General features: G+C 41.3%; 23 protein-coding genes and 2 tRNA genes. 2 read left to right on the top strand and 23 right to left on the bottom strand.

Annotated elements, in window-relative coordinates:
* Window positions 1-26: 26 nt before the first annotated feature.
* Together ACT17O_RS04425 and ACT17O_RS04420 are read right to left on the bottom strand one after the other, a co-directional pair.
* Window positions 27-302: an HU family DNA-binding protein gene (locus ACT17O_RS04425; protein ID WP_001284636.1), complete on the bottom strand. Its 276-nt coding sequence runs from the start codon at window positions 300-302 to the stop codon at window positions 27-29.
* 107 nt (window positions 303-409) lie between these two features.
* Complete coding sequence (locus ACT17O_RS04420; RefSeq protein WP_000195456.1) at window positions 410-1,246, bottom strand: DegV family protein; 837 nt, start codon at window positions 1,244-1,246, stop codon at window positions 410-412.
* Between the two features lie 141 nt (window positions 1,247-1,387).
* Between ACT17O_RS04420 and ACT17O_RS04415 the strand changes: the two genes are divergently transcribed.
* The gene (locus tag ACT17O_RS04415) at window positions 1,388-2,236 is read left to right on the top strand and encodes a YitT family protein (protein ID WP_000619787.1); all 849 of its coding nucleotides are present in this window, start codon (window positions 1,388-1,390) and stop codon (window positions 2,234-2,236) included.
* Window positions 2,237-2,258: 22 nt separating this feature from the next.
* On the opposite strand, the gene ACT17O_RS04410 is transcribed toward ACT17O_RS04415, so the two are convergent.
* The 20 genes from ACT17O_RS04410 to parE form a co-directional block, all read right to left on the bottom strand.
* Complete coding sequence (locus tag ACT17O_RS04410; protein WP_444817816.1) at window positions 2,259-3,656, bottom strand: APC family permease; 1,398 nt, start codon at window positions 3,654-3,656, stop codon at window positions 2,259-2,261.
* Between the two features lie 213 nt (window positions 3,657-3,869).
* Window positions 3,870-4,439, bottom strand: a complete 570-nt coding sequence (locus tag ACT17O_RS04405; protein WP_000506264.1) for a hypothetical protein — start codon at window positions 4,437-4,439, stop codon at window positions 3,870-3,872.
* 19 nt (window positions 4,440-4,458) lie between these two features.
* A complete protein-coding gene (gene sufB / locus ACT17O_RS04400) occupies window positions 4,459-5,871 on the bottom strand; it encodes a Fe-S cluster assembly protein SufB (protein WP_261014195.1) in 1,413 nt (470 codons plus the stop codon).
* Window positions 5,872-5,928: 57 nt separating this feature from the next.
* Entirely contained in the window at window positions 5,929-6,369 is a 441-nt protein-coding gene (sufU, locus tag ACT17O_RS04395) for a Fe-S cluster assembly sulfur transfer protein SufU (protein ID WP_444817815.1), read from the bottom strand.
* A complete protein-coding gene (locus ACT17O_RS04390) occupies window positions 6,356-7,582 on the bottom strand; it encodes a cysteine desulfurase (protein WP_247920893.1) in 1,227 nt (408 codons plus the stop codon). Before ACT17O_RS04390 ends, sufU begins: the two co-directional genes overlap by 14 nt.
* A gap of 10 nt (window positions 7,583-7,592) precedes the next feature.
* Complete coding sequence (gene sufD / locus ACT17O_RS04385) at window positions 7,593-8,855, bottom strand: Fe-S cluster assembly protein SufD (protein WP_444817814.1); 1,263 nt, start codon at window positions 8,853-8,855, stop codon at window positions 7,593-7,595.
* A gap of 27 nt (window positions 8,856-8,882) precedes the next feature.
* Window positions 8,883-9,653, bottom strand: a complete 771-nt coding sequence (gene sufC, locus ACT17O_RS04380; protein WP_000114489.1) for a Fe-S cluster assembly ATPase SufC — start codon at window positions 9,651-9,653, stop codon at window positions 8,883-8,885.
* Window positions 9,654-9,804: 151 nt separating this feature from the next.
* Complete coding sequence (locus tag ACT17O_RS04375; RefSeq protein WP_437195638.1) at window positions 9,805-9,999, bottom strand: DUF3272 family protein; 195 nt, start codon at window positions 9,997-9,999, stop codon at window positions 9,805-9,807.
* Window positions 10,000-10,026: 27 nt separating this feature from the next.
* Window positions 10,027-11,685 (bottom strand): DNA polymerase III subunit gamma/tau, encoded by a 1,659-nt coding sequence (gene dnaX, locus ACT17O_RS04370; RefSeq protein ID WP_444817813.1) that lies wholly within the window; start codon window positions 11,683-11,685, stop codon window positions 10,027-10,029.
* Window positions 11,685-12,182: a GAF domain-containing protein gene (locus ACT17O_RS04365; protein ID WP_444817812.1), complete on the bottom strand. Its 498-nt coding sequence runs from the start codon at window positions 12,180-12,182 to the stop codon at window positions 11,685-11,687. The genes dnaX and ACT17O_RS04365 overlap by 1 nt, the downstream gene beginning before the upstream one ends.
* Before the next feature lie 82 nt (window positions 12,183-12,264).
* Complete coding sequence (gene rpsA, locus ACT17O_RS04360) at window positions 12,265-13,467, bottom strand: 30S ribosomal protein S1 (RefSeq protein ID WP_001001617.1); 1,203 nt, start codon at window positions 13,465-13,467, stop codon at window positions 12,265-12,267.
* A 164-nt stretch (window positions 13,468-13,631) separates the two neighbouring features.
* Window positions 13,632-13,703, bottom strand: a tRNA-Gln gene (locus tag ACT17O_RS04355).
* Between the two features lie 8 nt (window positions 13,704-13,711).
* Window positions 13,712-13,792 (bottom strand) — tRNA-Tyr (locus ACT17O_RS04350).
* Between the two features lie 49 nt (window positions 13,793-13,841).
* On the bottom strand, window positions 13,842-14,072 hold the full coding sequence (locus ACT17O_RS04345) for a DUF2969 domain-containing protein (RefSeq protein ID WP_215804741.1): 231 nt from the start codon (window positions 14,070-14,072) through the stop codon (window positions 13,842-13,844).
* A gap of 112 nt (window positions 14,073-14,184) precedes the next feature.
* A complete protein-coding gene (locus ACT17O_RS04340) occupies window positions 14,185-15,222 on the bottom strand; it encodes a branched-chain amino acid aminotransferase (RefSeq protein ID WP_444817857.1) in 1,038 nt (345 codons plus the stop codon).
* A 115-nt stretch (window positions 15,223-15,337) separates the two neighbouring features.
* On the bottom strand, window positions 15,338-17,818 hold the full coding sequence (gene parC, locus ACT17O_RS04335) for a DNA topoisomerase IV subunit A (protein ID WP_444817811.1): 2,481 nt from the start codon (window positions 17,816-17,818) through the stop codon (window positions 15,338-15,340).
* Between the two features lie 230 nt (window positions 17,819-18,048).
* Window positions 18,049-18,903 carry an aminoglycoside 6-adenylyltransferase gene (locus ACT17O_RS04330; protein WP_444817810.1) on the bottom strand — a complete coding sequence of 285 codons (855 nt, stop codon included), beginning with the start codon at window positions 18,901-18,903 and terminating at the stop codon, window positions 18,049-18,051.
* Window positions 18,893-19,405 (bottom strand): hypothetical protein, encoded by a 513-nt coding sequence (locus tag ACT17O_RS04325; RefSeq protein WP_084859810.1) that lies wholly within the window; start codon window positions 19,403-19,405, stop codon window positions 18,893-18,895. Before ACT17O_RS04325 ends, ACT17O_RS04330 begins: the two co-directional genes overlap by 11 nt.
* 401 nt (window positions 19,406-19,806) lie before the next feature.
* Complete coding sequence (locus tag ACT17O_RS04320) at window positions 19,807-20,283, bottom strand: hypothetical protein (protein WP_444817809.1); 477 nt, start codon at window positions 20,281-20,283, stop codon at window positions 19,807-19,809.
* Window positions 20,284-20,295: 12 nt separating this feature from the next.
* Window positions 20,296-22,239: a DNA topoisomerase IV subunit B gene (parE, locus tag ACT17O_RS04315; RefSeq protein WP_444817808.1), complete on the bottom strand. Its 1,944-nt coding sequence runs from the start codon at window positions 22,237-22,239 to the stop codon at window positions 20,296-20,298.
* Between the two features lie 135 nt (window positions 22,240-22,374).
* Here parE and plsY point away from each other — a divergent pair, with 135 nt between their 5' ends.
* On the top strand, window positions 22,375-23,016 hold the full coding sequence (plsY, locus tag ACT17O_RS04310) for a glycerol-3-phosphate 1-O-acyltransferase PlsY (protein ID WP_013670200.1): 642 nt from the start codon (window positions 22,375-22,377) through the stop codon (window positions 23,014-23,016).
* Window positions 23,017-23,050: 34 nt separating this feature from the next.
* On the opposite strand, the gene ACT17O_RS04305 is transcribed toward plsY, so the two are convergent.
* Window positions 23,051-24,007: an ABC transporter permease gene (locus ACT17O_RS04305; RefSeq protein ID WP_444817807.1), complete on the bottom strand. Its 957-nt coding sequence runs from the start codon at window positions 24,005-24,007 to the stop codon at window positions 23,051-23,053.

Below are 24,007 nucleotides of genomic sequence, written 5' to 3'. Positions count from 1 at the left end.
GATACAATAGGCTTTTTGAAAATTCATTATTTAACAGCGTCTTTAAGAGCTTTACCAGCTTTGAATGCTGGAACTTTAGAAGCTGCGATTTTGATTTCTTTACCAGTTTGTGGGTTGCGACCTTTACGTGCAGCACGCTCACGAACTTCAAAGTTACCGAAACCGATCAATTGAACTTTTTCACCAGCTGCAAGGTATTCAGTTACTGCTGCAAATACAGCGTCAACTGCTGCTGCTGAATCTTTCTTAGTCAATTCTGTAGCTTCTGCTACTTTAGCGATCAAATCTTGTTTGTTTGCCATGTTAACAAATCCTCCAAATAATTTCTAATTAACAAATATAATCATATCCTAAAATCGGCTATAGGTCAAGTCAAAAACACTATTTCGAACATTTTTTCTCTATTTTTTTAGGAATTGTAGCGAATTAGAATCGCCCAAGCATTCTCTCCAGTATGAGTTTGAATAATAGAGCCAGTTTCCAATACAGAGATTGGCTTCTCAACATAAGGTTGCAATAATGCCTTCATCTCATTTGCCCATTCGTTCGTTCCAGCATAGGAGATTCCAATTTCTGCAACTGATTTTTGGGAAAGAGTATTGGTTAATTCCTCAAGCCACTTTTTGAAAGTTTTCGCTCCACGTCCTTTGGCGATTGGTTGGAGTTCGTGGTTTTTCATCTGCATTACTACACGAATATTCAAGAGTGAGCTTAGTAATCCTGTCACACGTCCAATACGACCACCCTTAACTAAGTTTTCTAGCGTCGAAACACCGATATAGAGTTCTGTATGATTTTTGACGTCCTCTACATGAGCTAAGATCGTTTCTAAGTCTTTACCTTCTTTAGCAAGTTTTGCGGCTTCAACAACTTGGAACTTCATCGCTTGATCTGTAAAGGAACTATCAATAACCGTTACATCAGCAGTTGAGAGACTTGCCCCTTGGCGAGCAGCTTCCACAGTTCCAGACAAGGCATGGGACATGTGAATGGCGATAATTTGACTGCCATCTTTACCTAGCTCTTCAAAGACCTCAGCAAACACTCCCACAGGGGGCTGACTTGTTTTAGGCAGATTCTTACTTTGTTGCATAAGATGAAGGAATTCTCCCTCTTTTAAATCTGCATCCGAATAAAGCACACTATCAATCATAACTGATAGTGGGACAACAGTGATATTTAATTCTTTAACTACTTCTGGTTCGATAGTAACAGAAGAGTCCGTTACAATTTTTACTTGTGTCATAATTCAATCTTTCTATTCTTCTCGATAGGATTGGGATTTTCTCCTATATTATATCAAAAAAATGATAAAAAATCATAAGTGATCCGATGAAAAGAACTGAATTTTTGGTATAATCTATCTATAGAAAAGTGAGGAACAACTATGATTCGAAAACTTCAACCGATTATCACCATTATTCTTGGAGCTGCTATCTATGCCTTCGGTCTTACCTACTTTGTTGTTCCTTATCATTTATTTGAGGGAGGGGCGACAGGTATTACCTTGATTACTTACTATCTCTTTAAGATTCCTGTCTCATTGATGAACCTCTTAATTAATATCCCTTTATTTATCCTGGCTTGGAAGATATTTGGACCTAAGACCCTCTACTCCAGCCTTCTAGGATCTATTTCACTCTCCGTTTGGCTAGCAATCTTTGAGCGCATTCCTTTGCACATCGACTTGCAAGGGGATCTCATCATTGTCGCTTTAGTCTCAGGAGTCTTACTGGGGGTTGGTTTAGGAATTATCTTTAATGCTGGTGGAACCACTGGTGGTTCTGATATCGTTGCCCGTATCCTCAACAAATATACTAATATTTCGATTGGTAAATTGCTTTTTGGGATTGACTTTTTTATCTTAATGTTGATTTTGATTATCTTCCAGGATCTTCGTCTCGTTACCTATACCCTCTTGTTTGACTTTATTATCGCTCGTGTTATCGACTTGATAGGCGAAGGAGGTTATGCTGGTAAAGGATTTATGATTATTACCCAATATCCTGATCAATTGGCCAAAGAGATTAACGATGAACTCGGACGTGGCGTTACCTTTATATCTGGTCAAGGCTACTACAGCAAAAAGGATTTAAAAATTATCTACTGTATCGTCGGTCGGAATGAAATCGTTAAAATGAAAGATATGATTCACAAAATCGACCCTCAAGCCTTTATCACCATCACTGAGGCTCATGAAATTCTGGGTGAAGGATTTACTTATGTGAAAGATTAAAAAAGCTGGGAATTCCCAGCTTTTATTCTTCTTCTGCGAGGGTTGAATGGCGGAACCCATAAGTAAAGTAAATGACTAGACCAACTAGAAGAGCAATGCCAAAGGCGATCCAGGTATCTAGACTATATTGAAGCATAAAGGAAACACAGATAAGAATGGAAAGAATTGGCAAAAGTGGCACCAAGGGTGTTTTAAACTCTCCCTCTTTTGGCATACCCTTATCCTTTCTGAGTTTTATTATTCCATAGGCTAGCAAAATGAGATAAGCTAGCGTACAAATATTTAAGAAGGCTGCAATACTGGCTAGAGGAAAGACTCCTGCAGCAATGGCTGAAGCAACTCCTGTTAAGAGGGTCGCATTTTTAGGAACGCGACTAGTCTTGCTTAATTGTTTGAAACTTTGAGGTAAAAGTCCATCACGTGCTAAGCTATAAATCATCCGAGACAAAGCATAAGTCATGGAGATACATACGGTTATCAGGGTTAGAATGGCTACAAGTGAAACATAATTTGCCGCCCAGCCGATACCAATACTCCGTAATGAAAATGCTACTGCATCGTCCACATTGAGCTTACTGTAGTGAACAATCCCTGTCAATACTAAGGTTACCAAAGCATAGAGAATGGTGACGATTGTCAGAGAAAGGACAATTCCGCGAGGAATATTTTTTTGCGGGCTTTGGATTTCATCAACTGCCATGGAAATAGACTCAAATCCGAGAAATCCAAAGAACATCAAAGATGCACCTGCCATAATCCCAGTGCTTCCTCCATAAATCTGGCCAAAGCCAAAAGGAGCAAAATTCGACCAATTTTCAGGTTTGATGTACCAAATACCAACTAGGATAAACAGGGCGAGAGCAGAGAATTTCAAGACTACTAAAAGCGAATTAAAGCGCAAGGCTGCCTTTGAATTCAATAAGACTACTCCTGTTACCAAAGCAAGCACCAAAATAGGTAAAAGGTCAATATAGGTACCTTGTTCAGGGTTAAAAGTGCCATTTAAGGCTTGGGGCATGGAGATCCCATAATTACTGAGTAAGCCCTTAAAGTAAGCTGCCCAGCCAGACGCCACACCCGATATAGCCGTCATGAATTCCATGATGGTCAACCAACCGGCAATCCAGGCTGGCAATTCTCCTAGAATCGCATAGAGGTAACTATAAGCACCACCAGTTGCAGGCACACGAGAGGCAAATTCTGCGAAAAAGAGGGCAGATAGAGAAACACACAGGGCAGAAATCACAATGGAAATCACTAGTGATGGACCAGCTAGGGTGGCTGCTGCTGTTCCTGTAATGGTGAAAATCCCCGTCCCCACCATGGCACCTATTCCTAAAAGAATCAAATCCCACAACTTCAAATGGCAGTGCATCTCTGTCTGTCTCAGACTAACATCCTTGGTTCTAAAAATATTCATACTTCATCTCCACTAAATGTAATTGTTTTATTTTACCATATAAAAGCAGTTTTGTGAATATTTATTAGGTCCTTTTTTGAAAAAAATTCTGAACAGAAGGGATTCCTGTTCAGAATTTGCATTTTTACCCACTGATTCTTTCAATTTGTTACTTATCAAGCGAGTAAGCTCAACAGTATACTCCATTGAAAGTTTTTGGGGATTTGGGATTTTTTAAACTTCAAAATAAGGGAAGGGACGGTCACTATCTAAAGGACGATTTGGAACTTCTTGTTCCAAAATAGCGCGCCAACCTGATACCAATTCTTCAAAAGTCAATTGAGCTTCTGGAGAAGCTGTTGTCAGCTTCCGACCAAACCAAGCCATGGTTGCAGTTTCAAACTGAAGCATAGCGTACTGGATTACTGGTACATTTGCCTCTTCATAATTTTCATTTACTGCACGCGCTACTTCTGCCGCTTGCGGAAGGAGTTGATTGCTGATTTTATCAACAACAGTCGCATCCATCTCTCTCCATGAAAGAAGTTGACCATTTACCTGATAAAAGAGCTCAAAGGTTTCTTGATTTTCTTTGAAATTAGTAAGAACAAAAGCACGTTCTACTGCCTCAGGACCACCAGCAGCTTTTACAGCGTTTATCAAGAGGTTTTGTTCCATTTGTCGCCAATAATCATCTGCTTCTTCTGCTAAATCATTTGTAAAAGGTGGGACAATTTCCTCGACAGGAATTTCGCCTTTATTCGCTTTTTCGACATTACCGAATAATTTTTTTAAAAATCCCATTTGCTTCTCCTTTTTGGCCTTATCCTACCGATCCTTCCATTTCATAGCTAATCAAGCGGTTCAGCTCAACTGCGTATTCCATTGGAAGTTCTTTTGTGAAGGGTTCGACAAACCCCATAACGATCATCTCTGTTGCCTCAGATTCTGACAATCCACGACTCATGAGGTAATAGAGTTGTTCCTCTGAAATCTTAGATACTTTGGCTTCGTGCTCCAAAGCAACTTGCGAGTTGTGAATTTCATTGAATGGAATGGTATCTGACGCTGATAAGTCATCCATGATAATGGTATCACACTCGATGTGAGAAACAGATTTCTTAGAGTTTTTGTTAAAAGTTACTTGTCCACGATAGTCCACCTTTCCTCCGCCTTTAGCGATGGATTTAGACACGATTGATGAGCTTGTGTGTGGAGCGTTGTGGATCATCTTGGCACCCGTATCTTGGTGTTGACCAGCATTAGCAAAGGCGATCGAAAGCATGGTACCACGCGCTCCTTCTCCATCTAGATAAACAGATGGATATTTCATAGTTGTTTTGGCACCCAAGTTCCCATCAATCCACTCAACAGTAGCATCTTTTTGAGCTTTAGCACGTTTTGTAACCAAGTTATAGACATTATCAGACCAGTTTTGGATGGTTGTATAGCGCATGTAAGCTCCATCCAAAGCAAAGATTTCTACAATGGCAGCGTGCAAGCTGTTGCTAGAATAAGTTGGTGCTGTACATCCTTCTACGTAGTGGACACTTGCTCCCTCATCAACGATAATCAAGGTACGTTCGAACTGACCTGTATTTTCGTTGTTGATACGGAAGTAAGTTTGAAGTGGAATATCTACCTTGACACCTTTTGGTACGTAGATAAAGGTTCCACCCGACCATACTGCTGAGTTGAGGGCAGCCAACTTGTTATCAGTCGGTGGTACCAACTTCGCAAAGTATTGTTTAAACAAGTCTGGGTATTCCTTGAGGGCAGAATCCGTATCTGTAAAGATAATCCCCAATTTCTGGAACTCTTCCTTCATATTGTGGTAAACAACTTCTGACTCGTACTGAGCAGAGGCCCCTGCTAGATAAGCACGCTCAGCTTCTGGAATCCCGATACGTTCAAAGGTTTCTTTGATTTTTTCAGGTACATCGTCCCAAGAACGGGCTGGTTTGTCAGAAGGTTTTTGGTAATAGATCAAGTCATCAAAGTCAATCTCTGACAAGTCTGCTCCCCAGGTTTGCATAGGCATTTTTTTGAAGGTTTCATAAGACTTCAAACGGAATTCTAACATCCACTCAGGTTCTCCCTTAGCAGCTGATAATTCGCGAATGACTTCTTCGTTCAATCCTTTTCCTGTCGATAGGACAGGCTCTACATCGTCATGGAAACCAAATTTATATTCACCAAGGTCAATTGGTTTTGGTTCTACTCTTTCTTCAGCCATAATATCCTTTCTTTCATTCTTCATTTCTACTGATTCATAAGACAAAAGAAACTTGTCTTACTGTTTTTCTTGATCTTCAATTGTTTTCTTAAGTGCATTCCAAGCTAGAGTTGCACACTTAATCCGTTGTGGGAATTTGGCAACACCTGATAAGAAAGCTGCATCGCCAAGTTGGTCTTGGCGGTCATCCTTTTGACCTTGAACCATTTCAGAAAAAATGGTCGCAAGTTCTAGAATTTCTTGTTTGGTCTTGCCTAAAACTGCATCTGTCATCATACTAGCAGAAGCAGTTGAAATCGTGCATCCTGAATTTAGAAAAGCAATATCTTCCAAACGGTCCTCTGCGTCAAACTTGACAGAGAGGTAGATAACATCCCCACAGGTTGGATTATTGAGGCTGATTTGTTCAACATCTTCCAGCTTCCCTTGGTGATGTGGATTTTTCGAATGGTCTGCCACCACTGCCATATAAAGGCTATCTAGTTTAGAAAGTGCCATTGAAAAACTCCTTTGTCTTTTGTAGAGCATCGACTAGCTTGTCACAATCTGCCTTGGTATTGTAGATATAAAAACTTGCACGAGCTGTTGCTGGGACTTCCAAATATTGGAGCAAAGGTTGGGCGCAATGATGACCAGCGCGAACAGCCACTCCTTCATAATCAAGTGCTGTAGCTAGGTCATGGGGATGAAGATCCCCTAAGTTAAAGGCAATGACACCTGACCGTTGAGCCAAGTCCTGCGAACCATAAATGGTCAAACCTTCAATGGCCTGCAATTTTGGATAGACGTATGCAATCAATTCCTGTTCATGAGATTCAATGGCATCCATACCAATCTTTTCCAGATAATCCACTGCAGTCGCAAGTCCAATAGCTCCTGCCATATTTGGCGTTCCAGCCTCAAATTTCCAAGGCAATTCCTTCCAACTAGCAGATTGCTCATAGACGAAATCAATCATCTCACCACCAAATTCAACTGGAGACATTTGTTCCAGATACTTTTCTTTACCGTAAAGAACACCAATACCAGTCGGACCAGCCATCTTGTGACCCGAAAAGGCAAAGAAGTCCACATCCAAGTCCTGGACATCAATCTTCATATGAGGTGTAGATTGAGCACCATCCACTACCATGATAGCTCCAACTTGGTGGGCCAATTGCGTGATTTCCTTGATCGGATTGACCACACCAAGGACATTAGAGGCATGAGCTAGCGAAACAAACTTGACCTTGTCCGTCAATTTAGCGCGCAAGTCATCCATATCCAGAGCTCCGTCCTTGAGATAAACATAGACAAGCTCTGCCCCAGTCTTGCGACAAGCTTCCTGCCAAGGAATGATATTGGAATGGTGTTCCATGACAGAAATCAAGACCTGGTCTCCCTCAGTCAAAATCTCCTCAGCAAAGCGTGCCACCCAGTTAAGACTGGTTGTCGTTCCTCTGGTAAAGAGAACTTCCTTTGTAGAGCCTGCATTGATAAACTTACGAATGGTTTCACGAGCAGCTTCATAAGAAGCTGTTGCTCGCTCCGCCAAGGTATGAACACCACGGTGAACATTGGCATTGTCCTGCTCATAGTAGCGGTTAATCGTTTCAAGAACTGCTAGTGGTTTTTGTGTCGTCGCAGCATTGTCCAGATAGACCAGAGGTTCATCGTTGACAATCTGGTCCAAAATTGGAAAATCCTTGCGAATCGCTTCTACATCTAACATAGGCTTCCCCTTAGCGTTTTGACAATTTTTCTTCGATAGTTGCAATCATTTCGTCACGAACTTCTTTGACTGGAATCTCAACAATTACGGAGCCAAGGAAACCACGAACAACCAAACGCTCAGCAGTCGCCTTATCCAAGCCACGGCTCATGAGGTAGTACATATCTTCTGGATCCACCTGACCGATAGAAGCCGCGTGACCTGCAGTTACGTCATTTTCATCAATCAAAAGAATGGGGTTGGCATCTGAACGCGCCTGATCTGAAAGCATGAGAACACGACTTTCTTGCTGGGCATCAGCTCCCTTAGCACCCTTGATAATGTGTCCAATACCATTGAAGGTCAAAGTTGCTTTTTCAAGGATAACCCCATGTTGGAGGATATTTCCGATAGAGTTGCAACCATAGTTAGTCACTCGAGTATCAATCCCTTGAACCTGACGGCCACTTGAAAGAGCTACGACTTTAAGGTCAGCATGGCTACCATTTCCAATCAAATCGCTATCAAAATCAGCAACAACATTTCCTTCGTTCATGACACCGATTGCCCAGTCAATGCTTGCATCGTTGCCTAGTTTACCACGACGGCTAATATAGGCAGTGACATTTTCACCTAAACGGTCAATCGCTGCAAATTTCACTTGCGCACCTGAACGAGCAATCACTTCAACCGTGATATTAGCAGTTGCCTTGGCACTACCTTGGCCACGAGACTCAAGACGTTCAAGATAACTAATCTTAGAATTTTTACCAGCGATAATCATAATATGCTTGTTAAATGGCACATCGCTATCACTGTCTTGGTAGAAAATTCCTTCAATTGGCTCTGTAATCTCAACGTTATCAGGAATGTAGAGAACAGCACCACTGTTAAAGTAAGCTGTATGGTAAGCTGCCAACTTGTCATCGTCATACTTAACAGATGACATGAAGAATTCCTCGATAAGTTCTGGAATTTCTTCTAAAGCTGAGTGAAAGTCTGTAAAGACTACTCCTTGTTCAGCCAATTCAACTGGAGTTTGTTCAAAAACAGTCTGCGTTCCTACTTGCACCAACTTCAAGTGATTATCTAGAGCCGTGAAGTCAGGAACATTTGCTGAAGGTTCACTTTCTGTGATGGTTCCATCTCCCAGATTCCAACGGTGAAATTTGACACGCTCAATAACTGGTAATTCCAAACTCTCAATCTTATCAAAAGCTTTTTGACGGAGGTCAGCCAACCAGCTTGGTTCAGCGTGCATTTCTGAAAAAAGTTTAATATTCTCTTTAGTCATTTACTTCTCCTAAAAGATACGAGGGAATTACAATTCTTCCTTGTAGTCATAGCCAAGTTCTTCAGCTAGTTTTGCGTATCCTTCACGTTCCAAACGGGCAGCCAATTCTGGACCACCAGAAAGAACCACACGACCTTCCATCATCACGTGTACCACGTCTGGTGTGATGTAGTTCAAGAGACGTTGGTAGTGAGTGATAATCATGGCACCAAAGCCTTCACCACGCATGGCATTAACACCTTTAGAAACAACTTTAAGGGCATCAATATCAAGACCTGAGTCAATCTCATCCAAAAGGGCAAAAGTTGGTTCCAACATCAAGAGTTGAAGAATTTCATTACGTTTTTTCTCACCACCAGAGAAACCTTCGTTGAGGTAACGCTCAGCCATTTCTTCTTTCATGTTGAGCAATTCCATTTTCTCGTCTAGTTTAGTGATGAACTCACGAACTGAAATCTTTTCATCATCTTCTTTACCAGCATTCATAGCTGCACGAAGAAATTCAGCGTTGGTAATTCCAGGGATTTCAGATGGGTATTGCATAGCAAGGAAAAGTCCCATACGCGCTCGCTCGTCTACTTCCAACTCAAGGATGTTTACGCCATCAAACAAGACCTCACCTTTGGTAACCTCATAGTTAGGGTTCCCCATAATAGCTGCAGAAAGAGTCGATTTACCAGTACCATTTGGTCCCATGATAGCGGCGATTTCTCCTGTTTTCAGAGTCAGATTGACCCCTTTCAAAATTTCTTTTCCTTCAATCTCAACGTGAAGATCTTTGATCTCTAATACTGACATGATAGTTCCTTTCTTTTTCTGGCCTACTTCCTTTATCCTTAAAGAAATCACTTACATTTCTCTAAAAATACAAGAAAAGGTCCATAAATATACTCTACTAGTATAACAAAAAAAAGCCTAAAAGGCTTTGATTTTGTTTAGAAGCTAGTGACTAATCCTTGCGGTTTAGGTGCTGATCAATGGCATCTACTATTTTCCCCATTACATAACTTAACCTAAAATTTCGAAAAAGTAGAATGGCCCAAAAGGCTGTCATGAAATAGCGACCCGTCATCCAAGCTTCATTGAAAAAATAAGTCTCAGCAGCAGTAAATAGTGCTATCACGATAAATTGTTGTCTAGTCATAGAATTATTGTACCACGAAATCCACTTTTAGTCTTCTTCAACCATGACTTTATCAGCCAGAAATTCAAATCCCTCTGGAATTAGACTTTCTTCTTCTACCTCTTGATCTGCTTGAAAAGACTTGTTTCTAGATGAAAATGCTGCACGAACCTCTTTCCATTCCTCTAGGGAAATTGCCAGGATTTCAGGTGAAAATCCAGCCGCCTGACTGAGGATATTGCCAAACATGGTATTGAGGTTGTCCCGTTTCATGGTTTGGCCTGCATTGAAATTAGATTCAAAAGCTAAAATAGCATGGTGTTCATTGGCTGCGACCGGTTGAGAACCAACAAGCAGAGCCTTATCAGGACCAGCTAAGCTTTCGATCACTTCTCCCCATGCATTCTGAAGGCGAATCAAGTTTTGCCGTGCCAATTCAGGATTTTCAACAGCTTCTTGTAGGATAGCCTGAACTTTATTACGGTCTACTCGATAGACAGTCTTAGAAGTGGCTGGACGACTAGGGACTGGCGCCACTTGTTTAGGAGCTGTTCCAACATTGGCAAGTTCTTGTTTGAGACGAGCGACTTCCTGTCTTAGTGTAGAAATTTCACTCTCGACAGCTTCTGAAAGCACTGGTTCAGGCTTAATCTCAGCTAAACGAATGGTCATCATCTCAGCATAAATCTTAGGTTGCAGGCTAGCTTTCATATCCGCCAAGCTCACAGTCGCTATTCGAATCATTTCAAAGAGATTTTCCTGAGACAAAGCTAGATTGTCCATAAAAATTGGACTATGATGAGTATTTTCGCCACCTGTCTGAACAACTAGTAGATCACGCAAATACTGCAAGAGATCCGTCACAAAACGCGTCATGCTCTTGCCATTTTCAAACAAAAGGTTCAAAGAATCAAGTGCTTTTGAAACATCCTGCTGAGACAAGGCGGCTACATAGTCATCTAGTGCTGATAGACTAATAGTGCCTGTAATCTCCTCAGAGATAGCAGTCGTGAGCTCATTTCCCTGTGTCAAACTCAAGGCTTGGTCCAGAATAGATAAGGCATCCCGCATTCCACCTTCAGCTCGTCTGGCAATGATTTCTACAGCATCTGGTTCAGAACTGATATTTTCTTTTTCTAAAATATGATGAATATGTGCTGTGATATCTTGCGTTCTAATCGACTTAAACTCAAAACGTTGGACACGCGATAAAATAGTTGCTGGAATCTTGTGCAATTCGGTGGTCGCCAAGATAAAGACAACATTTTGAGTTGGTTCTTCTAGCGTCTTCAAAAGCGCATTAAAAGCTCCTGTAGATAGCATATGAACCTCGTCTATGATATATACCTTATAACGTGCCAAACTAGGTGCATAGGTAGATTTATCACGAATTTCTCGGATTTCATCAACTCCGTTATTCGAAGCTGCATCCATTTCGATAACATCTTCTAAGTTACCTTCTGTCACAGCCTGACAGATATAGCAGTTATTACACGGTTCTCCGTTCACTTGGTTCGGACAGTTCATAGCCTTGGCAAAAATCTTGGCTACACTGGTCTTCCCTGTTCCACGAGGGCCCGAAAAAAGATAGGCATGACTAATCTTTTCCTGCTCAACCGCTTGTTTTAGGGTTTTAGCCACAACCTCTTGTCCGACCAATTGTGAAAAAGTTTGGCTTCTATATTTTCGATAAAGTGCTTGATACATTAGGCTTTCTCCTCAAACATTGTAAAGTCCCATTCTGTCTTCTCAAGCAAAATAGCGACAAATTGTTCCAAGTAATCGCGGTCAATTGCATTATATTCATCAATAAGTGAAGAATCCAAGTCTAAGACTCCGACTAATCTTCCATTCTTGAGCATGGGAACCACGATTTCACTCTTGGCCATACTATCACAAGAAATGTAGTTTGGATAGGTGCTCACATCGCCAACTAAAACAGTCTCTTGAAACTCAGCAGCTTCTCCACACACGCCTTTTCCAAGCGGAATGCGAATACAAGAAACACCACCCTGAAAAGGCCCTAAAACCAACTCGCTACCATCAAACAGATAAAACCCTGCAAATACAGTATTGGGAAAGCGAGATTTTAGGAGGGCACTAGCATTCGAAAGATTGGCAAGAACATTGCTCTCACCTTCAAGTAAATAAGAGAGTTCCTCATTTAACAATTGATATTGTGATTGTTTTTCTGAATCTAACATAGAACTATTATATCAAAAATGGGAAAGAGACAAAAGAAAAATCCCTTGTTTTAAACAAAGGATTTTGCGATTATCAATTTGATTAAAGTTCAATATCACCGAACAAGTCAGCCATTGAGAATCCTGTTTGTGTTTCTGGAAGTTCGAAATCACGTTTTTCTTGACGTTTTGGACGACGTGGACGAGCAGCACGTTTTTCTTCTTTTTGTCCTTCTTCTTGAGCTGGACGCTCTTCAAGAGCTTTGATAGAAAGTGATACACGTTCTGCGTCAGCGTTAACATCAAGTACTTTAACAGTAACTTCTTGACCAACAGTAAGAGCTTCTTTTGGATTTTCGATACGTTTGTGTGAAATTTGTGATACGTGAACAAGTCCATCGATACCTGGCAATACTTCAACAAATGCACCAAAGTCAGTCAAACGTTTAACTGTTCCTTCTACTACATCACCTTTAGCCAATTTTTGTTCAACGCCATCCCATGGTCCAGGTGTTGTTGCTTTAAGTGAAAGTGATACGCGTCCTTCTTCTTCGTTAAGATCAAGGATCTTCACTTCGATTTCTTCACCAACAGTTACAACTGATTTAGGTGATACGTTACGTTCGTGTGACAATTCAGTCAAGTGAACCAATCCATCAACACCACCAAGGTCGATGAAAGCACCAAAGCTAGTGATACGAGCAACTTTACCAGTTACGACATCACCAACAGCCAATTTACCAAATACTTCAGCACGAGCTGCTGCAGTAGCTGCTTCAACAACTTCACGACGTGAAAGGATGAAGCGGTTTTCTTTAGGATCAACTTCCTTGATTTTAGCATCAAATTCTTGACCTACGAAACGCTCAGTGTTACGTACGAAACGAGTATCCAACATTGAAGCTGGGATGAATCCACGAACACCTTCAAATTCTACTGAAAGTCCACCTTTAACAGCACGAGTTCCTTTAACAGTAACAACTTCTTCTTCGCGTCCTACAAGTTTGTCCCATGCTTTGCGAGCTTCAAGGCGTTTTTTAGATACAAGGTATGTAACTGTATCAGTATCTTTACCAACTACTTGACGAAGTACAAGAACATCCAATACTTCTCCTACTTTCACAAAATCATTGATATCTGCATCGCGATCGTTTGTCAATTCGCGAAGAGTCAAGACACCTTCAACACCAGTCCCAGAGATTGCAACATTAGCTTGAGTCGCATCAACTGTCAATACTTCAGCACTAACAACATCACCAGGCTCAACTTGGCTAACGCTATTTAGCAAATCTTCAAATTCGTTCATCTAAAAAATCCTCCAACAATCAAGTTTTTTCAAAAACTTGACATACTTATAATTTTTTTCCTAAGCACCCGCAAAGACATGTTCATATCGTTCACGTCTTTCAATTATAAAAATAAAATACCCTAAGATATTTTTCTTTTTATCTTGAATTTATTACCTAAGAACTGGGGTAGCTGGATTCGAACCAACGCATGAGGGAGTCAAAGTCCCTTGCCTTACCGCTTGGCTATACCCCATTGATGAATGGAGAGAGAGGGATTCGAACCCCCGAACCCGAAGGAGCGGATTTACAGTCCGCCGCGTTTAGCCTCTTCGCTATCTCTCCAATGTTTAACGAGAACTATTATATCATGAAATTTTCAATAAAACAAGTATTATTTTGTCAAATTATAGTTTTCAATCAAAATTTCCACAGCTTTTTCAAGTTTTTTATAAAAACTATCGACATTTCCATTCTTTATGATGGCAAATTGGCTATCTAATTCGGCAATTTCCCCAATGACCTTTTTCCCGATCGTCAAAATGTATCCTTCATAGCTGTCTTTCCCAACAGTCACTTTTGCATCGGTTAATTGGATTTCAATTTTCTTATCTTTTTTACTCATACTTTACCTCTTTTCACTTTTTCTATTGTACAAGAAAATGCTCAAACTAGCAAGAAAAAACTCCATTTCAGTCCTTACAACTGCTATGGAGTTCTTCTTTATTTCATATCTTTTAGTCCACTTTGACAATCCATCCTTCAGGTGCTTCTACATCACCAAATTGGATACCTGTCAATTCATCATAGAGTTTACGTGTAACAGGACCTACTTCCGTTTCACTATAGAAAACATGGAATTCATCATCATGTTGGATGCCCCCAATTGGAGAGATAACTGCTGCTGTTCCACAAGCACCTGCCTCTACAAAACGATCCAAATTGTCAATCGGAACATCACCTTCGATCGGTGTCAAGCCCAAGCGGTGTTCTGCCAAGTAAAGCAAAGAATACTTGGTAATAGATGGCAAGATGGATGGACTCAATGGCGTAACAAATTCGTTGTTCGCTGTGATTCCAAAGAAGTTGGCTGATCCGACTTCCTCAATCTTGGTGTGGGTAGCTGGATCTAGGTAGATAACATCTGAAAAATTACGTGATTTTGCCATTTTACCTGGTAGAAGACTAGCAGCATAGTTTCCACCTACCTTGGCCGCACCTGTACCATTCGGAGCTGCACGGTCGTATTCATCCTGAATCAAGAAGTTTGTTGGGACTAAACCACCTTTAAAGTAATTCCCAACTGGCATAGCAAAGATAGTGAAAATATACTCTTCTGCTGGTTTAACCCCGATAATATCCCCAACACCAATCAAAAGTGGACGAAGATAAAGGGTTCCACCTGTTCCATATGGTGGGACGTATTCTTCATTTGCACGCACAACTGCTTTACAAGCTTCTACAAACATTTCTGTCGGAACTTGTGGCATCAAGAGACGGTCACAAGTACGTTGCAGACGCTTGGCATTTTCGTCAGGACGGAACAGTTGAATACTGCCATCCTTGGTACGATAGGCTTTCAAACCTTCAAATGCCTGCTGTCCATAGTGGAGACTTGGAGAAGACTCTGAAATATGCAAGGTTGCATCCTCTGTCAATTCTCCTTGATCCCATTGACCATTTTTGTAGTGAGCGATATAACGGTAAGGTAATTTCATATAAGCAAAGCCAAGATTTTCCCAATCAATTGCAACTGTCATGTGTTTCTCCTTTATACTATTCAAACTATGTGTTCTATTCTACACTTTTCTAGTAAAATTTCAAGTATTATTTGTAATTTTCTGAAAATTTTTTCAACATAAAGAAATCAGCCCTCTGGACTGATTCTTTTTAAGGATTTGCTTTATCCTCTTTAAAGATCTCTTTGAGGTAAGCATCGAAAACTTCTTCATCTGAAATGGTGTCTGAAATAAAGCTTCCATTGCTAGTACGTTCTGACAAGTTGAGGTCTTGCAATCGACTCTCATAGATTGTTCCCTTGTTAGATTGGACAAGTAATGTTTGGTCGTTTTCTTCTACTTCTGTACTAAAGAGGTCACCAACGAAGCCTTGCTCTGCAACTGCTCCAGCCAAGAAGACACGGTGCGGTTTGTTTTTCAACTCACGCAAGACTTGTAGGCCTCGTTTAGCACGGCTAGTCGCTGGAATTTCGTCGATAGAAACACGTTTTAAACTACCGCGTTGGGTCAAGAGGTAGAAGGATAAGCTGTTACAGATAAAGGCAACTTGAAGCGCATCATCTGCTTTCAAGTTCATAGCCTTGACACCCGCAGCCTTGGCACCAACAACCGGTACCTCTTCGATATTGAAACGAAGGGCGTAACCGTTTTGGCTAATCAAGAGTACATCATCCAGTTTAATCGGAGCCACTGCTACAATCTGATCTGTCTCGTCTTTGAGCTTAGCATACTTGACAGACTTAGACTTGTAGGTCCGCCATGGAGAGAATTCTTTGCGTTCTACACGCTTGATTTGACCAAGGCGAGTTGCTGCAAAGTAGGTAGTCGCATCATCAAACTGATCAACAACTTCTACATAGAGGATTTCTTCGTTAGTTTCAAAGTTTGTAATGGTCTGGCTCAGATGCTCCCCGATATCCTTCCAACGAATATCTGCCAATTCATGAATTGGTCGATAGATGACATTCCCAAGAGTCGTGAACATCAAGAGGTGCTGCGTTGTCTTGGCAGATTGAACAAAGATTAAACGATCGTCATCACGTTTGCCAATTTCTTCCAGAGTGGATGCCGCAAAGGAGCGTGGGCTAGTACGCTTGATATAACCTGCCTTGGTTACGCTGACATAGGTATCTTCCTCGGCAATCAAACTAGCTGTGTCAATCTCGATTGCTTTCGCAGTGTCTTCCAAAGCACTCAAACGTGGTGTCGCAAATTTCTTCTTAACCTCACGGAGTTCTTTCTTCATGAGATTGTACATAGTCCGTTCATCACCGATGATAGCAGCAAGCATGGCAATCTTTTCACGCAATTCTGCCTCTTCTTCCTGCAAGACAACCACGTCTGTATTGGTCAAACGGTAAAGTTGTAAGGTCACGATAGCTTCAGCCTGCTCTTCAGTAAACTCATAGCTGACCTTGAGGTTTTCCTTAGCGTCAGCCTTGTTCTCAGAAGCACGGATAAGGGCAATGACTTCGTCCAAAATCGAAATCACGCGAATCAAACCTTCAACGATATGGAGACGTTTTTCAGCCTTTTCCTTGTCAAAGCGTGAACGAGCCAAAATCACTTCACGACGGTGGGCGATATAGCTAGACAGGATTGGAACAATCCCGACCTGACGAGGTGTGAAATTGTCAATCGCCACCATGTTAAAGTTGTAGTTGATTTGCAGGTCAGTGTATTTGAAGAGATAGTTAAGAACCAGCTCGGTATTCGCGTCTTTCTTTAGTTCAATAGCAATACGAAGACCGTCACGGTCAGACTCATCACGAACTTCAGCGATCCCTGCCACCTTGTTATTGACACGAACATCATCGATTTTCTTGACCAGATTGGCCTTATTGATTTCATAAGGAATCTCAGTAATAACGATTTGTTCCTTACCACCTTTTAGCTTTTCGATGTCGGTCTTGGAACGAACAACCACACGTCCTTTCCCAGTTTCATAGGCTTTCTTGATTTCATCACGCCCCTGAATAATCCCTCCAGTCGGGAAGTCTGGGCCAGGCAAGAATTCCATGAGCTTGTCCACCTTGGCTGTTGGGTGATCAATCATGTAAACAGTCGCATCAATGACTTCAGCCAAATTATGCGGAGGAATATCTGTGGCATAACCAGCCGAAATACCAGTCGAACCATTGACCAAGAGATTTGGAAAGGCTGCTGGCAATACCGTCGGTTCTTTCTCGGTATCGTCAAAGTTCCAAGCAAAGGGAACTGTCTTTTTCTCGATATCCTGAAGAAGATAGCCTGCAATCTCAGACAAACGTGCCTCTGTATAACGCATAGCCGCCGGCGGATCTCCGTCCATAGAACCGTTGTTACCGTGCATTTCAACTAGAATCTCACGATTTTTCCAGTCCTGAGACATACGGACCATGGCATCATAGATGGAACTGTCACCGTGTGGGTGGAAATTCCCCATGATATTCCCGACAGACTTGGCAGACTTACGGTAGCTCTTGTCAAAAGTATTGCCATCCTTATTCATCGAATAAAGAATGCGACGCTGAACTGGCTTCAAACCATCCCGAATGTCTGGCAAAGCCCGGTCTTGAATAATATACTTGGAGTAGCGACCAAAGCGCTCTCCCATGATGTCCTCAAGGGACATGTTTTGAATGTTACTCATATAAGATACAAAGCCCGTAAAATGCAAAGTGAAAATAGGAAATTCTCGCAGCGAGCGATGCTCGCAAGAGAATTTATCTTTTTCACACAGCATTTAGGGCGTGTTCAACTCCTTTCAAAGAATATAGAGTAGGTTTTGTAGAATAAAGGATATTTTACGGAAATTAGTACCGTGTTCAGTTACGATAAATAACCAAACTATCCTTTCTGTAGGTTAATCTTTTAAATTATTCAGAGATTAAGAAGTCTCTTTTCAGCATAATCAATCATCTTCTCAGCTACTTCCATATCATAGTCAAATCCCATCTTTTGAGCAAGAATTTGAGCTTCTCTGTGGAAGAGATTCATTGTGGAGAATAGGGATTGAGTGATTTTCTCTACACTTGAAAAATCAAGCAGATTTGAGAATTCCTTCTCCTTCTCAATTGGCAAGTAGTTGAAGAGATACTTGTAATTTTTACCAATGTCGACAGCACCTCTATCTCTTGCGACCTGCCAAGCTAAGATTTTCAAGAGTTCTTGCTGGCAAATACCGTAGAGATGGTCCATTGCATAAATGACTTGCTTGCGACAGATTCCCTTGACCACATAGGCGAAAACCCACCAAAATTCATTGCAGGCTTTTTCAAAATCAATCGGGCTAGCTGGATTCGTCCAGTAACGTTGAGGACTTGTAGTATAGGACTCAAACAAGCCTTTCTCATCTTTCAATACTGTGTAATCAGCTTCACTATCCACCCACTCTTGGATGTGGTCTTTGGGGCAGAGCGTCAAATCAATCCGATTGCCATCTTCAAAGAGCATAAGATAGAGACGACGGTTGCCTAGGATATTATGTTGCTCAATGATACGTGTGCCAAACTGGTCCAACCAAGCAAGGTCACTCGTCAAATTATCTAAGTCGTCCACGACATAAACAACATCATAGTCTTGAAACTCGTCTTTTGGTGCTTTTGTATCAGTTCGTGAACCGGACATAGCGACAGCCTGGACTTTTAGACTTTTTGCGGTTTGTAAAATTAATCTCAGCATTTGCGCTTGACTTCTATGTTGTCTGCACATATCTTTTATAGAATTATTTTTCATTGCCGTCTTGCTCCTCTTGTTTTTGGATGCTTCGTATTCTTTTCTTCTCAAGCTCCCCTACAATGAATTGGATAGTTGAACAAATCCCTAAAACAATTAAAACAAAATAAAACAAATTCATATCGTTTCTATGATATATTTTAAAGCTTCTCCATAATACAAAAGTATTTACTAATGAAAGAAGGAAAAGTAAAATAGCATTGAATAGGAGTATTATAGCAAACTTACTCTTAAAATACCTATAATGTTTTCCAATCCTATAGAGAGTATATAATGAGAAAACAATCATCAAAGGGGTGAAAGCAAGTGCATAAAATAAGATAAACCCTATTCCTGAGTATGGTTTACTTTTCATTGGTAAATCTAATAGACAGATACCAATAGTGAGGATGTTCAATATAAACAAGGATACTGTGCGAGCACACTCTTTTCTACCTTTATTGGTCATTAAATCATATATAATTCCAAAAATGGCCAAGAGAACAAGGAAAAAAGGCATCATTAATAACGTAATCAATACCGCACCTCCAATAGTTTTAGCGATTGTTTACATACAAAAGATGATCGTCACCTTTACTTGAACTTTACAACTCCTCTGTCTGGTGAAGGTTATACCCTTCGTAATAATATGAAGCATCCACCCCCTTAAAGAAACGGGCCTGAGTGAGGTCATCCGTCAGATTATTGAGGAGGAGATACTTGAGTTCTTGCCAGCATCAACTTTTAAAGTTTTAGCTATTTTTAAAATCAGTCCAAGCATTTCCTGATCAGTTCTCATATTTCACTCCTTCATCACTTAGAGCTGTTTGAAATTGCTTTTCATTATAAATCGTAAACCATTGGCCATCTCTGACATAATCTAAGCAATTAATCACTATACCCAACCAAAAAGTATTCTGTGTCTTACTGATTTCGTTTGGTGTAATGGAGATAGAGAGGAGGAAGATAGGAAACAAGAATCATCAAAATCATTACCAAGAATGTCAACAGATGAATCTGAACTAAATTTACCACATACCATCCCAGAATACCCACAGATAGGGGACCTAAAATATAGGATAGGAAAATCAAAAAAGCCTTCCACCGTTTCTCCGGATAGACATAACACAATCGAATAAGTGTGTAGACTAAAGCTCCTGCTATCAAAGGAAAACCAAATAAAATCATGACAAAGGATGCCACTAAAGAACCGGATTCTGACGAATCCATATTGAATAAAAGCATCAAGATCATAAATAAAGTAAATACAATCGGTGCATATAATCCTTGGAAACTTTTTTTTCGACTGTTAATGTAGAATGCAAGAATAGCCGAGGGTAAAGAAACTAAGAAAATCAAACCCAAGTAACTACCAAAAATCGAATGTCCTGAATCAACCATTATTCATGCTCCTTAAAACACCGTCGCTTCTTCCAGCGTAAACTTGACATTATCTTCAATCCACTTACGGCGTGGTTCGACCTTGTCTCCCATGAGGACATTGACGCGACGTTCTGCGCGTGCTAGGTCTTCGATCGTAACACGGATGAGGGTGCGGGTTTCTGGATTCATGGTTGTTTCCCAGAGTTGGTCCGCGTTCATCTCACCAAGACCTTTATATCGTTGGAGGGTTGCGCCTTTGCCGAACTGCTTGCGGAGTTCTTCTAGCTCTCCGTCCGTCCAAGCGTAGGCCACTTCTTCTTTCTTGCCTTTGCCTTTGGACATCTTGTAAAGAGGCGGAAGGGCGATATAGACATGTCCTGCCTCAACTAGGGGACGCATGTAACGGTAGAAAAAGGTTAAGAGCAAGGTCTGAATATGGGCACCATCTGTATCCGCATCGGTCATGATAATAATCTTGTCATAGTTGGCATCTTCAATAGAGAAGTCTGCTCCGACACCCGCTCCGATGGTATAAATCATGGTATTGATTTCTTCATTTTTGAGGATATCTGCCATCTTGGCCTTGGCTGTATTAATCACCTTACCACGAAGAGGTAGGATAGCTTGGAATTTACGGTCACGACCTTGTTTGGCAGATCCACCGGCAGAGTCTCCCTCGACCAGGTAGAGTTCATTCTTAGCAGGGTTTTTAGACTGAGCTGGTGTTAATTTACCAGACAATAAGCCCTTATCTTTTTTATTTTTCTTACCATTTCGACTCTCATCACGCGCCTTACGTGCTGCTTCACGAGCATCACGCGCCTTGATAGCCTTGCGGATGAGGTTAGAAGCCAGTTCACCATTTTCCATAAGGAAGAAGGTCAACTTATCAGCCACAATTCCATCCACAACCGGACGAGCTAGTGGACTTCCAAGTTTGTCCTTGGTCTGGCCTTCAAACTGAAGGTGTTCTTCCGGAACCAAGACAGAAAGAACGGCAGCTAGTCCCTCACGATAATCTGAACCTTCTAGGTTTTTATCTTTTTCCTTGAGAAGACCTGTCTTACGAGCGTAGTCATTCATGACCTTAGTAATGGCAGACTTAAGTCCTGTCTCGTGCGTTCCACCATCCTTGGTGCGAACGTTATTAACAAATGACAAGATGTTATCTGAGAATCCATCGTTGTACTGGAGGGCAACTTCCACTTGGAAGCCATTGTCTTCTCCTTCAAAGTATAGGACTGGCGTCAAGGTTTCCTTGTCTTCATTGAGGTAAGAAACAAAGTCTTGTACCCCGTTCTCATAATGGAACTCGATTGCTTCATTTGTTCGCTTATCTGTCAAAGACAAGGTCACATTTTTTAAGAGAAAGGCTGACTCATTGAGGCGTTCTGAAATGGTATTGTACTTGAAGTCTGTCGTAGAAAAGATAGTTGCGTCAGGCATGAAAGTGACTTTGGTACCTGTCTTAGACTTGGGTGCTGTACCAATTTTCTTCAAGGTCGTGACAGGTTTTCCGCCATTTTCAAAACGTTGCTTGTAGACTGTACCGTCACGAGTAATTTCAACTTCTAGCCAACTAGAAAGGGCATTAACAACGGAAGAACCCACCCCGTGGAGACCTCCAGATGTCTTATAGCCACCTTGACCGAATTTTCCTCCAGCGTGGAGAATGGTAAAGATAACCTCAACGGTTGGAATTCCCATGGCGTGCATCCCAGTCGGCATCCCACGACCATGGTCTTGAACCGTTAAACTGCCGTCTTTATTAATGGTCACATCAATACGGTCACCAAATCCAGACAAGGCCTCATCGACTGCATTGTCCACAATTTCCCAGACTAGGTGATGGAGACCGGCACCGTCAGTTGATCCGATATACATCCCCGGACGTTTACGGACTGCATCCAACCCTTCTAGCACCTGAATGGCGTCATCATTGTAGTTATTAATATTGATTTCCTTTTTTGACACAAGGAACCTCCTATTTGTTCATCTTTACTATTTTACAGGTTTTCTAGGGATTTTGCAAAGTTTTTCCCATTCAGCTGTCACAATTTCACAGGATATTCTCTGACTTTCTATACCATTTCATGGTATAATAGTTCTATGATGACATTTGTATTATTAATTTTAGCTTATCTGCTAGGTTCGATTCCGTCTGGTCTTTGGATTGGACAAATCTTTTTTCAAACAAATCTGCGTGAACACGGTTCTGGAAACACCGGAACAACCAATACTTTCCGAATTTTAGGTAAGAAAGCGGGTATGGCAACCTTTGTGATTGACTTCTTTAAAGGGACTTTGGCCACTCTACTTCCTATTCTTTTCCACCAACAAGGTGTATCACCTCTTGTCTTTGGACTTTTAGCCGTAATTGGACATACCTTTCCTATCTTTGCAGGATTTAAAGGGGGCAAGGCTGTCGCAACCAGTGCTGGGGTTGTTTTCGGATTTGCGCCTGTCTTCTGTCTCTATCTAGCGATTGTATTTTTTGGAACCCTCTATCTAGGCAGTATGATTTCACTGTCTAGCGTTACTGCTTCTATCGCGGCCGTTATCGGAGTTCTCCTATTTCCACTATTTGGTTTTATCCTAAACAGCTATGACCCTCTCTTCATTTTGATTATCCTAGCACTTGCTAGCTTGATTATCATTCGTCACAAGGATAATATCACACGCATCAAAAATAAAACTGAAAATCTTGTCCCTTGGGGATTGAACCTAACCCATCAAAATCCAAAAAAATAAAACGCCAGTTTGAAACTGACGTTTTTTTGTATGCTTATTTTGACTTGATGTAGTTGATACCGTCTGCCTTAGGTGCAACTGCTTTTCCAAAGAAGGCTGCTAAGACAAGGATGGTCAAGACATAAGGTGCGATTTGAAGGTAAACCGCTGGCACTCCTTGTAGGAAAGGCAATTGAGAACCGATAACTGCCAAACTTTGTGAAAGTCCAAAGAAGAGACTAGAAAGCATAGCACCGATTGGGTTCCATTTACCAAAGATCATTGCAGCAAGAGCGATAAATCCGGGACCGACAATAGTTGTCACTGAGAAGTTGACAGAAATGGATTGAGCATAAATCGCTCCCCCAATTCCCCCAAGGAAACCTGAAATAATAACCCCAAGATATCGCATCTTGTAGACATTGATTCCCAAGGTATCCGCTGCTTGAGGGTGTTCACCGACAGAGCGAAGGCGAAGACCAAAGCGTGTCTTAAAGAGAATAAACCATGCAAAGAATGAGAAGGCAATCGCGATATAACCTAGCAAACTGGTTGATTTGAAGAAGATATCACCAATCACTGGGATATTTGCTAAAACTGGGAAATCAAAACGTCCAAAAGTCTGGCTTAAGTTATCCGTTTGCCCTTTGTTATAAAGAACTTTAACCAAGAAAACTGCTAGGGCAGGAGCCATCAAGTTCAATACTGTACCACTGACAACATGGTCCGCACGGAAATGAACCGTTGCGACTGCATGGATGAGGGAGAAAATAGCTCCCACGACACCAGCAACTAACAAGGAAATCCAAGGAGTCGCTGCTCCAAATTGTTCTGCAAACTCAAGGTTAAAGACAACCCCAGAAAAGGCTCCCATAACCATAATTCCTTCAAGACCGACGTTAACGACACCACCACGTTCAGAGAAAACGCCTCCGATACTCGTAAAAATAAGTGGTGCTGAGTAAATCAGCATAGAAGAGACCAAGAGGGTGAGTAATGTTGTAATAGACAT

The organism is Streptococcus sp. HJ1, from assembly GCF_052399005.1.
Classification (GTDB): Bacteria; Bacillota; Bacilli; order Lactobacillales; family Streptococcaceae; genus Streptococcus.
The sequence above is the reverse complement of the archived record's forward strand: the minus strand, read 5'-3'. Positions and strand labels throughout refer to the sequence as shown.

What these genes read in the sequence shown, in the direction of transcription:
- ACT17O_RS04425 (WP_001284636.1), bottom strand. Translation starts at nt 302, where the DNA reads ATGGCAAACAAACAAGATTTGATCGCTAAAGTAGCAGAAGCTACAGAA.
- ACT17O_RS04420 (WP_000195456.1), bottom strand. Translation starts at nt 1,246, where the DNA reads ATGACACAAGTAAAAATTGTAACGGACTCTTCTGTTACTATCGAACCA.
- ACT17O_RS04415 (WP_000619787.1), top strand. Translation starts at nt 1,388, where the DNA reads ATGATTCGAAAACTTCAACCGATTATCACCATTATTCTTGGAGCTGCT.
- ACT17O_RS04410 (WP_444817816.1), bottom strand. Translation starts at nt 3,656, where the DNA reads ATGAATATTTTTAGAACCAAGGATGTTAGTCTGAGACAGACAGAGATG.
- ACT17O_RS04405 (WP_000506264.1), bottom strand. Translation starts at nt 4,439, where the DNA reads ATGGGATTTTTAAAAAAATTATTCGGTAATGTCGAAAAAGCGAATAAA.
- sufB (WP_261014195.1), bottom strand. Translation starts at nt 5,871, where the DNA reads ATGGCTGAAGAAAGAGTAGAACCAAAACCAATTGACCTTGGTGAATAT.
- sufU (WP_444817815.1), bottom strand. Translation starts at nt 6,369, where the DNA reads ATGGCACTTTCTAAACTAGATAGCCTTTATATGGCAGTGGTGGCAGAC.
- ACT17O_RS04390 (WP_247920893.1), bottom strand. Translation starts at nt 7,582, where the DNA reads ATGTTAGATGTAGAAGCGATTCGCAAGGATTTTCCAATTTTGGACCAG.
- sufD (WP_444817814.1), bottom strand. Translation starts at nt 8,855, where the DNA reads ATGACTAAAGAGAATATTAAACTTTTTTCAGAAATGCACGCTGAACCA.
- sufC (WP_000114489.1), bottom strand. Translation starts at nt 9,653, where the DNA reads ATGTCAGTATTAGAGATCAAAGATCTTCACGTTGAGATTGAAGGAAAA.
- ACT17O_RS04375 (WP_437195638.1), bottom strand. Translation starts at nt 9,999, where the DNA reads ATGACTAGACAACAATTTATCGTGATAGCACTATTTACTGCTGCTGAG.
- dnaX (WP_444817813.1), bottom strand. Translation starts at nt 11,685, where the DNA reads ATGTATCAAGCACTTTATCGAAAATATAGAAGCCAAACTTTTTCACAA.
- ACT17O_RS04365 (WP_444817812.1), bottom strand. Translation starts at nt 12,182, where the DNA reads ATGTTAGATTCAGAAAAACAATCACAATATCAATTGTTAAATGAGGAA.
- rpsA (WP_001001617.1), bottom strand. Translation starts at nt 13,467, where the DNA reads ATGAACGAATTTGAAGATTTGCTAAATAGCGTTAGCCAAGTTGAGCCT.
- ACT17O_RS04345 (WP_215804741.1), bottom strand. Translation starts at nt 14,072, where the DNA reads ATGAGTAAAAAAGATAAGAAAATTGAAATCCAATTAACCGATGCAAAA.
- parC (WP_444817811.1), bottom strand. Translation starts at nt 17,818, where the DNA reads ATGAGTAACATTCAAAACATGTCCCTTGAGGACATCATGGGAGAGCGC.
- ACT17O_RS04330 (WP_444817810.1), bottom strand. Translation starts at nt 18,903, where the DNA reads ATGAAAAATAATTCTATAAAAGATATGTGCAGACAACATAGAAGTCAA.
- ACT17O_RS04325 (WP_084859810.1), bottom strand. Translation starts at nt 19,405, where the DNA reads ATGATGCCTTTTTTCCTTGTTCTCTTGGCCATTTTTGGAATTATATAT.
- ACT17O_RS04320 (WP_444817809.1), bottom strand. Translation starts at nt 20,283, where the DNA reads ATGGTTGATTCAGGACATTCGATTTTTGGTAGTTACTTGGGTTTGATT.
- plsY (WP_013670200.1), top strand. Translation starts at nt 22,375, where the DNA reads ATGATGACATTTGTATTATTAATTTTAGCTTATCTGCTAGGTTCGATT.
- ACT17O_RS04305 (WP_444817807.1), bottom strand. Translation starts at nt 24,007, where the DNA reads ATGTCTATTACAACATTACTCACCCTCTTGGTCTCTTCTATGCTGATT.